Origin of the sequence: Enterobacter sp. JBIWA008 (genome assembly GCF_019968765.1) — a bacterium.
GTDB lineage: Bacteria > Pseudomonadota > Gammaproteobacteria > Enterobacterales > Enterobacteriaceae > Enterobacter.
In genome coordinates this window covers 272572-285053 of the sequence record NZ_CP074149.1, presented here as the reverse complement: position 1 = coordinate 285053, position 12482 = coordinate 272572, and the positions used below count along the sequence as shown (strand labels likewise).

Below are 12482 nucleotides of genomic sequence, written 5' to 3'. Positions count from 1 at the left end.
AAGGGAGAGGGGACTTAAATCAAAAACTCTTTTCGGTCGGCTGCCAGGTGCAGAAGTCTTCGTTCGCCACCAGCAGCAGCTGAGAGCCCTCCGGCGCTTCCAGCCACGCCACACTCACTTCCATTGATGAATGACGCTGACGGCGTTGAATATGTTCGGTTGCCCAGGATTCGAGCTCAGGCTTGACCGTTTGCCCTTCGCAGGTTGTCACCGTTCCATCGGCATGCCAGCGCCCCTGGCGCAGCACAACGCGGCCCAGACGAAGCGCGTCGCTGGTCTGGCGTATTTGTTCGGCACGATAGCGGTAGAGGGCGATTTGATCGCTGGAAAGCTGTTGTTTTTGACCGCTGACTTCGCGCTGCATAAAGCTCAGCTCGCCATGGTCGTCAAAACGCACTTTCACGTGTTCGGGGGTCTTGCTGTAGACGTTCAGTTCAATCAGCGACAGGTCATCTCCCTGCCAGCGATATTCTGCAGTCGACGTATTGCCGTTATGCCACGGACTGAAGGCCGAAAGCAGATGCACTTCGCCGCCGGAATCTTTGCGCCAGATCCTGACCGCGCCCTGGTTGTCCGCATAGCCGCTGGCGGTAAACGGCGGCAGGGAGGTGTCATGGCTGCAGGCTGACAGCAGCAGCATGCCTGCCAGCGCGAGCGTTCCACGCCAGAATGACAAAAGGGGCGTTGCCGCCCCTTCGTTAAAACTGTTCACTGCCACGCGTCTTACTTAACTGCGTCTTTCAGTGCTTTACCAGAAACAAATGCCGGCACGTTAGCTGCGGCGATTTTGATTTCTTTACCGGTCTGCGGGTTGCGGCCAGTACGCTCAGCGCGGTGGTTCACTTTGAAGGTACCGAAACCAACCAGTTGTACAGCATCACCTTCTTTCAGAGACTCAGTAATAGCAGCCAGGGTAGATTCCAGAGCAGCTTTAGCCTGCACTTTAGACAGATCAGCCTTGTCCGCAATTACATCAATCAGTTGAGTCTTGTTCATAAGTTATCCTTTCAATGTGTTTATCGCTTGCTAAGCATCGAGTGCGACGAAAATGCCAAAAAAGCACTCTCCTGCATACACGCACCGATAGCCACTTTTTTTCGCCCCCCAAATGTAGACCAGACAAGGGGCGAAAGGGAAGAGTCGAGGAGCGACAAAACGGGCGTTATCTCAAGTTTTATTATCTCATTGGTTAAAAATTATACCAATATTGCTCTCACCAGCCTCTCGTAAGTCCGCGCGCAGCCCTTTTATCAGCTCAATATCGCGTTCTTCACACTCTGCCAGCAGGCGGAAAATTTCCCACTGAATGTCCCATTCTTGCTCAACCGCCGGGTTCGCACGCAGCTCTTCGTCGGTCATCTCGCGACCTTCCTGGGTCATTTCCAGCATCGCGACGGTCGTAATAGATGCCTTACTAACTTCAATAGCGTGCTCCAGCGTTTCACCGCTCAGACGAGAGTGAACCAGTTCGCTTAACGCCACGCAGGCATCAATCGCCGGGTAGACACCGTACAGGTCAAAATCATCCGCAACCGGAATCGCCTCTTCAAGCTTTTCCAGCTGGGAGTCGAAGTTCACCTTCGCGTCTTTCACCGTCAGCGTTTCCCAGATCAGATCCAGAATGCGGCGGTAGATATGGCCATCACCAAAGCCCGTTTCCTTACAGAACGCGGCATAGTTGGGATACATGCGCTCGCACAGGCAAGCCATAAACGTCACGTGCTGCCAGCTTTCAAGTTTCTCAAGGCGCAGGTGAATCGGGTTTTGTAGCATGATGATCTCTCGAATCGAAAATTAGGCGCAGTTTACCTGAATCATCGCTGAATTTCCTGCCAACGAACAAAAGCCGGACGCGAAGATGCCACGGCGTCTGCCCAACGCGTCGGTTCCGGCAAGCGGTAGCCCTTGATGCAGCGCTGTACCCACGCCAGGGCGCTGTCCATGCTCACCCGGTGCCCGGTGGCGATAAAGAGCGGGTTACAGCGCGCCTTGCTGCGCCAGACCCAGGCTAGCTGCTCACCTTTATGGATAAGCGGCGCCAGCGCACCCGGCTCGGCTGAAAGTGGTTCAAACGCGCCGCACAGGCGTTTCTTGGCGACGCCGATGGTCGGTACATCCGCCAGCAGCCCAAAATGGCTGGCAACACCTAAGCGGCGCGGGTGTGAGATACCGTGTCCATCGACAAACAGCAGGTCAGGTTTTTGCGAAAGCTCCTCCCACGCTGCCAGCAGCGCGGGATATTCGCGGAAGGAGAGAAAGCCCGGGATGTACGGCATGGTGGTCGCGATGCGCGCCACCTTGTATTCCACCAGCTCGAGCGAAGGGTACTTCAGCACCACCATAGCCGCTCGCGTCACTTCCCCACCCTGCTCGAACCCGACGTCCGCTCCGCCAATGTACTGCGGAGGATCCTTATCCAGACGATCCTCGCGGATCACTGAGGAAGCCAGTTCGATTTGCTGAGCGCGTAGCGACGCGAGATCCATAACCACTCCTTACTTGTGATACTGGGCAGATAGCCGGTGCACCGCCTCCACAAATACGCCTGCATGTTCTGGCGGCACATCCTGATGAATGCCGTGGCCGAGGTTAAAGATGTGGCCTTCACCCTGGCCGAAACCAGACAGTATAGTCGACACTTCTTCTTCAATGCGGGCAGGCTGAGCATAGAGCATGGACGGGTCCATATTGCCCTGCAGCGCCACTTTGTCGCCCACGCGACGGCGCGCATCGGCGATATCGGTGGTCCAGTCGAGACCCAGCGCATCGCATCCGGTGGCCGCCATCGCTTCCAGCCACTGACCACCACCCTTGGTGAATAGCGTCACCGGCACGCGGCGGCCTTCGTTTTCACGCAGCAGGCCATCGACGATTTTGTGCATGTAATAAAGCGAGAACTGCTGATAATCACGACCGGTCAGCACGCCGCCCCAGGTGTCGAAAATCATCACTGACTGCGCGCCCGCCTTAATCTGCGCGTTCAGGTAGAGCGTAACGCTCTTCGCGAGCTTGTCGAGAAGCGTATGCAGGGCCTGCGGCTCGGCGTACATCATCTTCTTAATCACGGTAAAGGCTTTACTGCTGCCGCCTTCCACCATGTAGGTTGCCAGCGTCCACGGGCTGCCGGAGAAACCAATCAGCGGTACTTCGCCTTTCAGCTCGCGGCGAATGGTGCGCACCGCGTTCATCACGTAGCCCAGCTCGCCTTCCGGATCGGGGATCGGCAGCTTATCCACGTCGGCTTTGCTTTTGATTGGGGAGGTGAAACGCGGGCCTTCACCGGTTTCGAAGTACAGGCCAAGGCCCATTGCATCCGGAATGGTCAGAATATCCGAGAAGAGGATCGCAGCATCCAGCGGGAAGCGGCGCAGCGGCTGGAGCGTCACTTCGCAGGCCAGCTCGGCGTTTTTGCACAGCGACATAAAATCGCCCGCCTGCGCGCGCGTGGCTTTGTACTCCGGGAGATAGCGTCCCGCCTGGCGCATCATCCACACCGGGGTGACATCAACGGGCTGGCGCAGCAGCGCACGCAGATAACGATCGTTCTTCAGTTCGGTCATTTTTGCAGTTCCTTAAGCGTCATGGCCTCAGTGTAACACTACTCATACTCGGCCCGACACATCGCCACGGTATCTTCTATCAGCCGGCGCGCCACGGTGCCCGGCGGAGGCAACAGCGGTAGATCGTCGTAGCGATACCAGTTCGCATCCAGCAGTTCTTTCTGGTCGATAACGATCTCACCGCTGTCGTATTCGGCCATAAAGGCCGTCATCAGCGACTGTGGGAACGGCCACGGCTGAGAGGTGACATAGCGCAGGTTCTTCACTTTTATCCCGCTCTCCTCCATCACCTCGCGAGCCACCGCCTGTTCCAGCGTTTCTCCCACCTCGACGAAGCCGGCCAGCACGGTGTGAACGCCGTTGCGATGACGGGTATGCTGCGCCAGCAAAATAGCATCATCCCGGCGGATAGCGACAATAATGCACGGCGCAATTTGCGGATAGTAGCGTTCGCGGCAGTGGCTGCAGAGCATCGCCCACTCGGTTTTGCTCGGACGCATGGTATGACCGCAGTAGCCGCAGTATTTATGCGAGCGGTAAAACTCCGCCAGCTGCACACCGCGCCCCGCCAGCTGGAACAGGCCCACGTCCAGATCCAACACCTGGCGAACGGATCCCAGATCCTGACGACGCGCTTGTTGGATCAACCACACCGGCTCACCCTGCCACTCGCCGATCTTTAGCGCAGGCTGACCCGCGAGATCGAACGTTTCCGCCGCACCGTAGGGCAGTTCTCCACCGGGCAACCATAATTTTTGTTCGTGGCTGACGATCCACCAACCCAGATCTGATTTTTCAATAATACGATCCATATCTATTGCACTACCTTCGCTTCACTGACATGTTGTTAGCATTGTGGTTACATTCTGGATAAGCAGATTCAATCCTACATTTGCGGAGTCGACCATGTTAAACCAGCTGCAAAGCCTGACTGAGCGCGTTAGAGGAAGTAACAAACTGGTGGATCGCTGGCTACATGTACGCAAGCATCTACTCGTGGCTTATTACAATCTGGTCGGTATTAAGCCTGGCAAAGAATCGTTTATGCGACTGAATGAAAAAGCGCTGGATGATTTTTGTCAGGGCCTGGTCGACTATCTGTCCGACGGCCATTTCAATATTTATGAACGCATTATCCGCGAAATGGAAGGGACAACACCCTATTTAGCGGCCAGCAAGCTCTATCCGCTGCTGGAAGCCAACACCCAGCAGATCATGGATTACTATGATTCCGCGCTTGAGAACGCCATCGATCACGATAACTATCTCGAGTTCCAGCGGGCGCTTTCCGATCTCGGTGAAGCGCTGGAAGAGCGATTTACGCTGGAAGATAAGCTGATCGCCCTCGTTCTGGACAATGATTTGAACATCAGTAACGAAGAGAACGTCGCGCGCCCTGCTTGAGTTCTTTATCGTTAACGAGTAATTTACAACCATTCGCCCCTCTCACGAGGGGGATTTTTCTTGTCGGAGTGCCCAGCGCCTGAAAGCGCGGGCTGAGACCGTTAATTCGGGATCCGCGGAACCTGATCAGGCTAATACCTGCGAAGGGAACAAGAGTCACACTGCTGTTGTATCGCCCCTGGGCGATCCTCTCTTGCTTCATCCGTCGTCTGACAAGCCATGTCCTTCACTTTTGGAATGAGCTATGTCTACTGCAAAACTGACCCGCCGCGAACAGCGCGCACAGGCCCAACACTTCATCGACACTCTGGAAGGCAGCGCTTTCCCGAACTCGAAACGCATCTACATTTCCGGCTCGCAGTCCGATATCCGCGTCCCAATGCGCGAAATTCAGCTCAGCCCGACGCTTATCGGCGGCAGCAAAGATAACCCGCAGTATGAAGACAACGAAGCCGTGCCGGTATATGACACCTCCGGCCCGTACGGCGATCCTGCTGTTGCCATCAACGTCCAGCAGGGTCTGGCTAAGCTGCGCCAGCCGTGGATTAATGCGCGCAACGACTGCGAAGAACTGAGCGTGCGCAGCTCTGCGTACACCAAAGAGCGCCTGGCCGACGACGGTCTGGACGAGCTGCGCTTTACCGGCTTGCTGACGCCAAAACGCGCTAAAGCGGGCAAATGCGTGACCCAGCTGCACTACGCGCGCCAGGGCATCGTCACGCCGGAGATGGAGTTCATCGCCATCCGCGAAAACATGGGTCGCGAGCGCATCCGTAGCGAAGTGCTGCGCTACCAGCATCCGGGTGAAGGCTTTGGCGCTCGCCTGCCGGAGAACATCACGCCGGAGTTTGTGCGTGACGAAGTGGCCGCCGGGCGCGCAATTATCCCCGCCAACATCAACCACCCGGAATCTGAGCCGATGATTATCGGCCGCAACTTCCTGGTGAAGGTCAACGCGAACATTGGTAACTCTGCCGTCACCTCCTCCATCGAAGAAGAGGTGGAAAAGCTGGTCTGGTCCACGCGCTGGGGCGCGGACACGGTAATGGATCTCTCCACCGGCCGTTATATCCATGAAACCCGCGAATGGATCCTGCGTAACAGCCCGGTACCGATTGGCACCGTCCCGATTTATCAGGCGCTGGAGAAGGTCAACGGCATTGCCGAAGACCTCACCTGGGAAACATTCCGCGACACGCTGCTGGAGCAGGCTGAGCAGGGCGTGGACTACTTCACTATTCACGCGGGCGTGCTGCTGCGCTACGTGCCGATGACGGCGAAGCGTCTGACCGGCATCGTCTCGCGCGGCGGTTCCATTATGGCGAAGTGGTGCCTGTCCCATCATCAGGAAAACTTCCTCTACGAACACTTTCGCGAGATCTGCGAAATCTGCGCCGCCTATGACGTATCCCTGTCACTGGGTGACGGTCTGCGCCCGGGCTCCATCCGCGACGCCAACGACGAAGCGCAGTTTGCCGAGCTGCACACGCTGGGCGAACTGACCAAAATCGCCTGGGAGTATGACGTGCAGGTGATGATTGAAGGCCCGGGACACGTGCCGATGCAAATGATCCGCCGCAACATGACCGAAGAGCTGGAGCACTGCCACGAAGCGCCGTTCTATACCCTGGGTCCGTTGACCACGGATATTGCTCCGGGCTATGACCACTTCACCTCCGGGATTGGTGCGGCGATGATTGGCTGGTTCGGCTGCGCCATGCTCTGCTACGTGACGCCGAAAGAGCATCTCGGCCTGCCAAACAAAGAGGACGTGAAGCAGGGGCTGATCACCTACAAAATTGCCGCTCATGCGGCGGATCTGGCCAAAGGCCACCCGGGGGCGCAAATCCGCGATAACGCCATGTCGAAGGCGCGCTTCGAATTCCGCTGGGAAGACCAATTCAACCTGGCGCTGGACCCGTTCACCGCCCGCGCTTATCACGATGAGACCCTGCCGCAGGAATCAGGCAAAGTCGCACACTTCTGCTCAATGTGCGGGCCAAAATTCTGCTCGATGAAAATCAGCCAGGAGGTGCGCGACTACGCCGCCGCGCAAACCATTGAAGTGGGTATGGCTGACATGTCTGAAACCTTCCGCGCCAAAGGCGGCGAAATCTATCTCAAAAAAGAGGAGGCGTAATGTACCAGCCCGATTTCCCGCCCGTCCCCTACCGTTTAGGACTCTATCCGGTGGTGGACAGCGTAGCGTGGATAGAGCGCCTGCTGGAGACAGGCGTTCGCACCCTCCAGCTGCGCATCAAGAATAAACCCGATGACGAGGTGGAAGCCGATGTGGTTGCCGCAATCGAGCTTGGGCGTCGGTATAACGCCCGCCTGTTTATCAACGACTACTGGCGGCTGGCCGTTAAGCACCGGGCATATGGCGTGCATCTGGGTCAGGAGGACCTGGAAACAACGGACCTGAGCGCAATCCGCGAAGCCGGGTTGCGTCTGGGCGTGTCAACGCACGATGATATGGAGATCGACGTGGCCCTCGCGGCCCGTCCCTCTTACATCGCGCTGGGTCACGTCTTCCCGACGCAAACTAAGCAGATGCCCTCCGCACCGCAGGGACTGACGCAGCTGGCGAGTCACGTTAAACGCCTTGCCGATTACCCCACCGTCGCCATCGGCGGAATCAGCCTTGAACGTGCCCCGGCGGTGCTTGAGACCGGCGTCGGCAGCATCGCCGTCGTCAGCGCCATCACCCAGGCCGCAGACTGGCAGGCCGCAACCGCACAGCTGTTACAGCTGGCAGGAGCAGGCGATGAATGATCGTGATTTTATGCGCTACAGCCGTCAGATCCTGCTGGAAGATATCGCCATCGACGGGCAGCAAAAACTGCTCACCAGCCGGGTGCTGATTGTTGGCCTGGGGGGATTAGGCGCACCCGCCGCGCTCTATCTGGCAGGGGCGGGTATCGGTACGCTGGTCCTGGCCGACGACGATGAGGTCCACCTCAGCAACCTGCAGCGGCAAATCCTCTTTACCACCAAGGATATCAACCAGCCGAAAGCGCAAATCACCCGGCAGCGCCTGAACCAGCTCAACCCGGATATCGAGCTGATTGCCTTACAGGAGCGGCTTAGCGGTGAAAGCCTGCGCTGCGAAGTCGCCCTTGCCGACGTAGTGCTGGACTGCACGGACAACATGGCGACGCGCCAGGCGATTAACGCCGCCTGCGTGGCAAATAATACGCCGCTCATTACCGCCAGCGCGGTGGGGTTCGGCGGGCAAATGATGGTCCTGACCCCGCCGTGGTCGCAGGGCTGCTATCGCTGCCTGTGGCCGGACAATGCCGAGCCGACACGCAACTGCCGTACGGCGGGCATTCTTGGTCCGGTGGTCGGGGTGATGGGCACCATGCAGGCGCTGGAAGCCATCAAGCTGCTCAGCGGCATGGACACAGAACGCAATACGCTGCGTCTGTTTGATGCCCGCTCCAGCGGCTGGCGCCAGCTGGCGTTACGCCGCGCCAGCGGCTGCCCGGTATGTGGAGGCCGCGATGCGCATTCTGTTTAACGATGAGCCTATGAGCTGCGACGACGGGCTTACCGTTGCCGTACTGCTCGATAAATTACGTCAGCTCAAGCCGGGAACGGCGCTGGCGCTCAATCAACAGATCCTGCCGCGCGAGCAGTGGGAACATCAGCAGGTCAATGACGGCGACCAGATCCTGCTGTTTCAGGTTATCGCAGGGGGCTGAGATGTTACGTATTGCCGATAAGGTTTTTGATTCGCATCTGTTTACCGGAACCGGAAAATTCGCCTCACCGCAGCTGATGGTGGATGCCATTCGCGCAAGCGGCAGCCAGCTGGTGACGCTGGCGCTCAAGCGCGTGGATCTGCGCCATCACAGCGATGCGATCCTGGCCCCGCTGCTGGCGGCAGGCGTGACGCTGCTGCCCAATACCTCTGGCGCGAAAACGGCAGAAGAGGCGGTATTTGCCGCCCAGCTGGCACGCGAAGCGCTGGGCACGAGCTGGCTGAAACTGGAAATCCACCCGGACGCGCGCTGGCTGCTGCCCGACCCCATCGAAACGCTGAAAGCAGCTGAAAAGCTGGTGCAGCAAGGGTTTACCGTCCTGCCTTACTGCGGCGCCGACCCTGTTCTGTGCAAACGGCTGGAAGAGGTCGGCTGCGCCGCCGTCATGCCGCTGGGTGCCCCCATTGGCTCCAACCAGGGGCTGGAAACCCGCGCGATGCTGGAAATCATTATTGAGCAGGCTACCGTGCCGGTGGTGGTTGATGCAGGCATTGGCGTGCCCAGCCATGCCGCGCAAGCGCTGGAGATGGGCGCCGACGCGGTACTGGTCAACACGGCCATCGCAGTTGCCGACGACCCGGTCAGGATGGCGCGTGCGTTCCGCATGGCCGTAGAGGCTGGCCTGCTGGCAAGGGGATCCGGTCCCGGTTCGCGCAGTTTCAAGGCGCATGCCACCAGCCCGCTGACGGGCTTTCTGGAGGCGTACTCATGAGCACTTTCACCGACCGCTGGCGGGAGCTGAACTGGGAAGATATCCACCTGCACATCAACAGTAAAACCGCCGCAGACGTTGAGCGCGCTCTGAACGCACGTCATGTCACCCGCGAGGACATGATGGCGCTGCTCTCCCCTGCCGCCAGCGCGTATCTGGAGCAAATGGCGCAACGCGCGCAGCGGCTCACGCGACAGCGTTTTGGCAACACGGTGAGCTTCTACGTGCCGCTCTATCTCTCAAACCTTTGCGCCAATGATTGCACCTACTGCGGTTTTTCCATGAGCAACCGCATCAAGCGCAAAACCCTAGACGAAAGCGAGATCGCCCGCGAATGCGCCGCCATCCGGGAGATGGGTTTTGAGCATCTCCTGTTGGTCACCGGGGAGCATCAGGGAAAAGTGGGAATGGACTATTTCCGTCAGCACCTTCCCGCCATTCGTCGTCAGTTTGCGTCGTTGCAGATGGAAGTGCAGCCGTTATCCGAAGACGAGTACGCAGAGCTGAAAACTCTTGGGCTGGACGGCGTAATGGTCTATCAGGAGACCTATCACGAAGCCATGTACGCCCGGCACCACCTGAAAGGGAAAAAGCAGGATTTCATCTTTCGCCTGGAAACCCCGGACCGGCTGGGTCGGGCAGGGATCGACAAAATCGGTCTCGGCGCACTGATTGGGCTGTCAGACAGCTGGCGCGTGGATTGCTTTATGGTGGCGGAGCATCTGCTGTGGCTACAGCAACACTACTGGCAGAGCCGCTACTCAATCTCATTCCCGCGGCTGCGCCCCTGCGCGGGCGGTATCGAACCGGCGTCGATCATGGACGAACGCCAGCTGGTGCAAGTAATCTGTGCGTTTCGCCTGCTGGCACCGGAAGTGGAGCTGTCATTGTCGACGAGAGAATCCCCCGAGTTTCGCGATCGGGTCATTCCGCTGGCCATCAATAACGTCAGCGCCTTTTCGAAAACTCAGCCGGGCGGGTATGCGGACAATCATCCGGAGCTGGAGCAGTTTGCGCCGCACGATGGCCGTCGTCCTGAAGAAGTGGCCCAGGCACTTAGCACCCAGGGATTACAGCCGGTGTGGAAAGACTGGGACAGCTGGCTGGGGCGCGCCTCGCAGTTTCGCTGATACTGCCTGCAACAGTGCGAAAAGTTCCCGAGGCGGCTCGGAGCGTTATCATCGGGCGATGGCTGGCTTTCGCTCGTTTTTTTAGTCTGTCAGGGTCAGCAGCGGATGCTGACCAGGGCGAAAAGCTTCTTCCTCGTTTCGCCCTGCCTTTACAAATAGAGGCTTTCTGACGAGTTTTTAAGATAAATCATCCCGTCTCATACTCTGCGAAGTATAATTAACCAGCATACTTTTGGATTAACACCTCTTCAGGATCGCTGATAACTCATGCCTGTTCACAGCAGAAAGCTCTCTTTTACAACGCCAATCCTGGTGAGTTTTGCAGGGATTTTGATCAGCTTTGTTCTGATAGCCGTATTTATCACGCTAATGCAGAGAAAGGATTTTGTAGAGGACTATCATCAGATTAACCGTAATTTCACCCATAACCTGGCGGTGAACTATACGGAATCCACCCTGCGTGAGAACGACTATATTCTTGGTCGTGCAGTGACCTTTTTCTCCCGGAACGACCAGCTTAAAAACACCGTGAATGGCGATCCGAAAAGAGGATTACAGGTTCTGATGCAATTGCAGAACTTGATGCCCAACGTCTCAGCCATTTCGCTGACTGACTCTCAGGGAAACTATCTGCGGGCACCCGAAGTCATCGCCGACGACAGCAGCAAAAAGTTTGATGCCCGCGTTCGCCCGTGGTTTGTCGGGCAAGCTCAGGCCAGTACTTTGAGCCGCTATACCAGCCCGTATACAGATTACTTTACCCATCATCTCACCATCACGATTTACAGGCCGGTGATATCGCCGGAAGGCAGACTCAAGGGGACGCTAGCGTTTCATCTCGATCTGGCCTCAATGGGTTACACCTTGCGTCAGATGGTCGCGCCTGTGCATGGCGAATTTTTCGTGGTGGAACGTGATGGCAAAGTGGTACTCCATCCCGATACGAGTGCGCTGTTTAAACCCTATGTCAGCAAAGATGTGATGGCGCAGATGACCAGCGGCGAGGGACATACCTTCGATCGTAAAACGGGTTACTGGTATTACTATTACGCGTTGACTAACCCGGACTGGCTGGTCATTTATCGCGTATCCAATACCACGCTAACGGACATCACGCGTCATGAGACCAACATTGTCAGCTGGGGATTTTCGCTGGCCGCCATCGTGATTATTCTGTTTGGCCTCTATCTGCGCCACGCGTCGCGTACGGTGCTGATGAACATCATCAACGCCATAAAAACGGGCGAAGTGAATCAGGCACCGCGCCTGGAGGCGATGCTGAGTAAAGCCATTCTGACGAACAAAGAGCGCGAGCGGGATTATGCGCGCCAGGCAACCGTTGATGCCCTCACCGGCTGTAAGAATCGTCGCGCCTTCGACAGCGATATCGCGGCGCTGATGAAAGAGCATCAGCCCTTTGCGCTGGCACTGGTGGATATCGATAATTTCAAATCCATTAACGACACCTGGGGTCATCTGAGCGGCGACATTGTGCTGCGCAACATCGCCCGGGAGGGGATCCAGGTGATGCAGCCCCAGCATATTTCAGTCTATCGCTACGGCGGTGAAGAGTTTGCCGTTATCTTCCCGGCAGAACATCTTGAGGGGGCTTTCGCCCTACTGGAAACATGGCGCCTTCAGGTGGCAGAGCGAACCTGGCGGGAAGAGGGGCTGCGCGTGACCTTTAGCGCCGGGCTGGGAGAGTGGCATTTCGAGCCGCTGGAACAGTTGGTTGGCAGCGTAGATGAAGCCCTCTACAAAGCCAAACAGCAGGGCAAGAACCGCATTCTTCTGACCACCACTCACGCATAACGCCCCTTTCCTGCTGCCCGCTTTTGGCGGGCGCATCGCTTCATCGCTGAAAATTGTAACCGGTTTCAGAAAATCGCCGGTTTCTTTGTGATGCCTG

At 57.4% G+C, this 12482-nt stretch carries 14 protein-coding genes and 1 riboswitch; of the genes, 8 read left to right on the top strand and 6 right to left on the bottom strand.

The features are described from left to right. Nucleotides 1–19: 19 nt before the first annotated feature. The 6 genes from KGP24_RS01375 to nudC all read right to left on the bottom strand — a co-directional run bounded on the left by KGP24_RS01375 (nucleotide 20) and on the right by nudC (nucleotide 4372). A complete protein-coding gene (locus KGP24_RS01375; RefSeq protein ID WP_223563438.1) occupies nucleotides 20–712 on the bottom strand; it encodes a DUF1481 domain-containing protein in 693 nt (230 codons plus the stop codon). 11 nt (nucleotides 713–723) lie between these two features. After that, nucleotides 724–996, bottom strand: a complete 273-nt coding sequence (gene hupA / locus KGP24_RS01370; RefSeq protein WP_002445246.1) for a nucleoid-associated protein HU-alpha — start codon at nucleotides 994–996, stop codon at nucleotides 724–726. A 186-nt stretch (nucleotides 997–1182) separates the two neighbouring features. Then, on the bottom strand, nucleotides 1183–1773 hold the full coding sequence (locus KGP24_RS01365) for a YjaG family protein (protein WP_223562126.1): 591 nt from the start codon (nucleotides 1771–1773) through the stop codon (nucleotides 1183–1185). Nucleotides 1774–1814: 41 nt separating this feature from the next. Beyond that, entirely contained in the window at nucleotides 1815–2486 is a 672-nt protein-coding gene (gene nfi / locus KGP24_RS01360) for a deoxyribonuclease V (protein WP_223562125.1), read from the bottom strand. A gap of 9 nt (nucleotides 2487–2495) precedes the next feature. Then, nucleotides 2496–3560: a uroporphyrinogen decarboxylase gene (hemE, locus tag KGP24_RS01355; RefSeq protein WP_223562124.1), complete on the bottom strand. Its 1065-nt coding sequence runs from the start codon at nucleotides 3558–3560 to the stop codon at nucleotides 2496–2498. A gap of 38 nt (nucleotides 3561–3598) precedes the next feature. Further along, a complete protein-coding gene (gene nudC / locus KGP24_RS01350) occupies nucleotides 3599–4372 on the bottom strand; it encodes an NAD(+) diphosphatase (RefSeq protein ID WP_223562123.1) in 774 nt (257 codons plus the stop codon). A 94-nt stretch (nucleotides 4373–4466) separates the two neighbouring features. Between nudC and rsd the strand changes: the two genes are divergently transcribed. The 8 genes from rsd to KGP24_RS01310 all read left to right on the top strand — a co-directional run bounded on the left by rsd (nucleotide 4467) and on the right by KGP24_RS01310 (nucleotide 12385). After that, nucleotides 4467–4964, top strand: a complete 498-nt coding sequence (gene rsd, locus KGP24_RS01345; RefSeq protein ID WP_223562122.1) for a sigma D regulator — start codon at nucleotides 4467–4469, stop codon at nucleotides 4962–4964. Nucleotides 4965–5018: 54 nt separating this feature from the next. Beyond that, nucleotides 5019–5130, top strand: a riboswitch (TPP riboswitch). Between the two features lie 78 nt (nucleotides 5131–5208). Further along, nucleotides 5209–7104, top strand: a complete 1896-nt coding sequence (gene thiC, locus KGP24_RS01340; RefSeq protein ID WP_223562121.1) for a phosphomethylpyrimidine synthase ThiC — start codon at nucleotides 5209–5211, stop codon at nucleotides 7102–7104. Beyond that, nucleotides 7104–7739, top strand: a complete 636-nt coding sequence (gene thiE, locus KGP24_RS01335) for a thiamine phosphate synthase (RefSeq protein ID WP_223562120.1) — start codon at nucleotides 7104–7106, stop codon at nucleotides 7737–7739. Before thiC ends, thiE begins: the two co-directional genes overlap by 1 nt. Beyond that, nucleotides 7732–8487: a HesA/MoeB/ThiF family protein gene (locus tag KGP24_RS01330; protein WP_223562119.1), complete on the top strand. Its 756-nt coding sequence runs from the start codon at nucleotides 7732–7734 to the stop codon at nucleotides 8485–8487. Before thiE ends, KGP24_RS01330 begins: the two co-directional genes overlap by 8 nt. Then, nucleotides 8471–8671 (top strand): sulfur carrier protein ThiS, encoded by a 201-nt coding sequence (gene thiS, locus KGP24_RS01325; protein WP_223562118.1) that lies wholly within the window; start codon nucleotides 8471–8473, stop codon nucleotides 8669–8671. The genes KGP24_RS01330 and thiS overlap by 17 nt, the downstream gene beginning before the upstream one ends. A gap of 1 nt (nucleotide 8672) precedes the next feature. Next, nucleotides 8673–9443: a thiazole synthase gene (gene thiG / locus KGP24_RS01320; RefSeq protein WP_223562117.1), complete on the top strand. Its 771-nt coding sequence runs from the start codon at nucleotides 8673–8675 to the stop codon at nucleotides 9441–9443. Further along, nucleotides 9440–10573 carry a 2-iminoacetate synthase ThiH gene (thiH, locus tag KGP24_RS01315; RefSeq protein ID WP_223562116.1) on the top strand — a complete coding sequence of 378 codons (1134 nt, stop codon included), beginning with the start codon at nucleotides 9440–9442 and terminating at the stop codon, nucleotides 10571–10573. Before thiG ends, thiH begins: the two co-directional genes overlap by 4 nt. Nucleotides 10574–10840: 267 nt before the next feature. Next, nucleotides 10841–12385 (top strand): sensor domain-containing diguanylate cyclase, encoded by a 1545-nt coding sequence (locus KGP24_RS01310; protein WP_223562115.1) that lies wholly within the window; start codon nucleotides 10841–10843, stop codon nucleotides 12383–12385. Nucleotides 12386–12482 lie beyond the last annotated feature (97 nt).

Bases quoted from the DNA above. Each gene is read 5' to 3' on its own strand.
- hupA (WP_002445246.1), bottom strand. From the start codon at position 996: ATGAACAAGACTCAACTGATTGATGTAATTGCGGACAAGGCTGATCTG.
- KGP24_RS01365 (WP_223562126.1), bottom strand. From the start codon at position 1,773: ATGCTACAAAACCCGATTCACCTGCGCCTTGAGAAACTTGAAAGCTGG.
- nfi (WP_223562125.1), bottom strand. From the start codon at position 2,486: ATGGATCTCGCGTCGCTACGCGCTCAGCAAATCGAACTGGCTTCCTCA.
- hemE (WP_223562124.1), bottom strand. From the start codon at position 3,560: ATGACCGAACTGAAGAACGATCGTTATCTGCGTGCGCTGCTGCGCCAG.
- nudC (WP_223562123.1), bottom strand. From the start codon at position 4,372: ATGGATCGTATTATTGAAAAATCAGATCTGGGTTGGTGGATCGTCAGC.
- rsd (WP_223562122.1), top strand. From the start codon at position 4,467: ATGTTAAACCAGCTGCAAAGCCTGACTGAGCGCGTTAGAGGAAGTAAC.
- thiC (WP_223562121.1), top strand. From the start codon at position 5,209: ATGTCTACTGCAAAACTGACCCGCCGCGAACAGCGCGCACAGGCCCAA.
- thiE (WP_223562120.1), top strand. From the start codon at position 7,104: ATGTACCAGCCCGATTTCCCGCCCGTCCCCTACCGTTTAGGACTCTAT.
- KGP24_RS01330 (WP_223562119.1), top strand. From the start codon at position 7,732: ATGAATGATCGTGATTTTATGCGCTACAGCCGTCAGATCCTGCTGGAA.
- thiS (WP_223562118.1), top strand. From the start codon at position 8,471: ATGCGCATTCTGTTTAACGATGAGCCTATGAGCTGCGACGACGGGCTT.
- thiG (WP_223562117.1), top strand. From the start codon at position 8,673: ATGTTACGTATTGCCGATAAGGTTTTTGATTCGCATCTGTTTACCGGA.
- thiH (WP_223562116.1), top strand. From the start codon at position 9,440: ATGAGCACTTTCACCGACCGCTGGCGGGAGCTGAACTGGGAAGATATC.
- KGP24_RS01310 (WP_223562115.1), top strand. From the start codon at position 10,841: ATGCCTGTTCACAGCAGAAAGCTCTCTTTTACAACGCCAATCCTGGTG.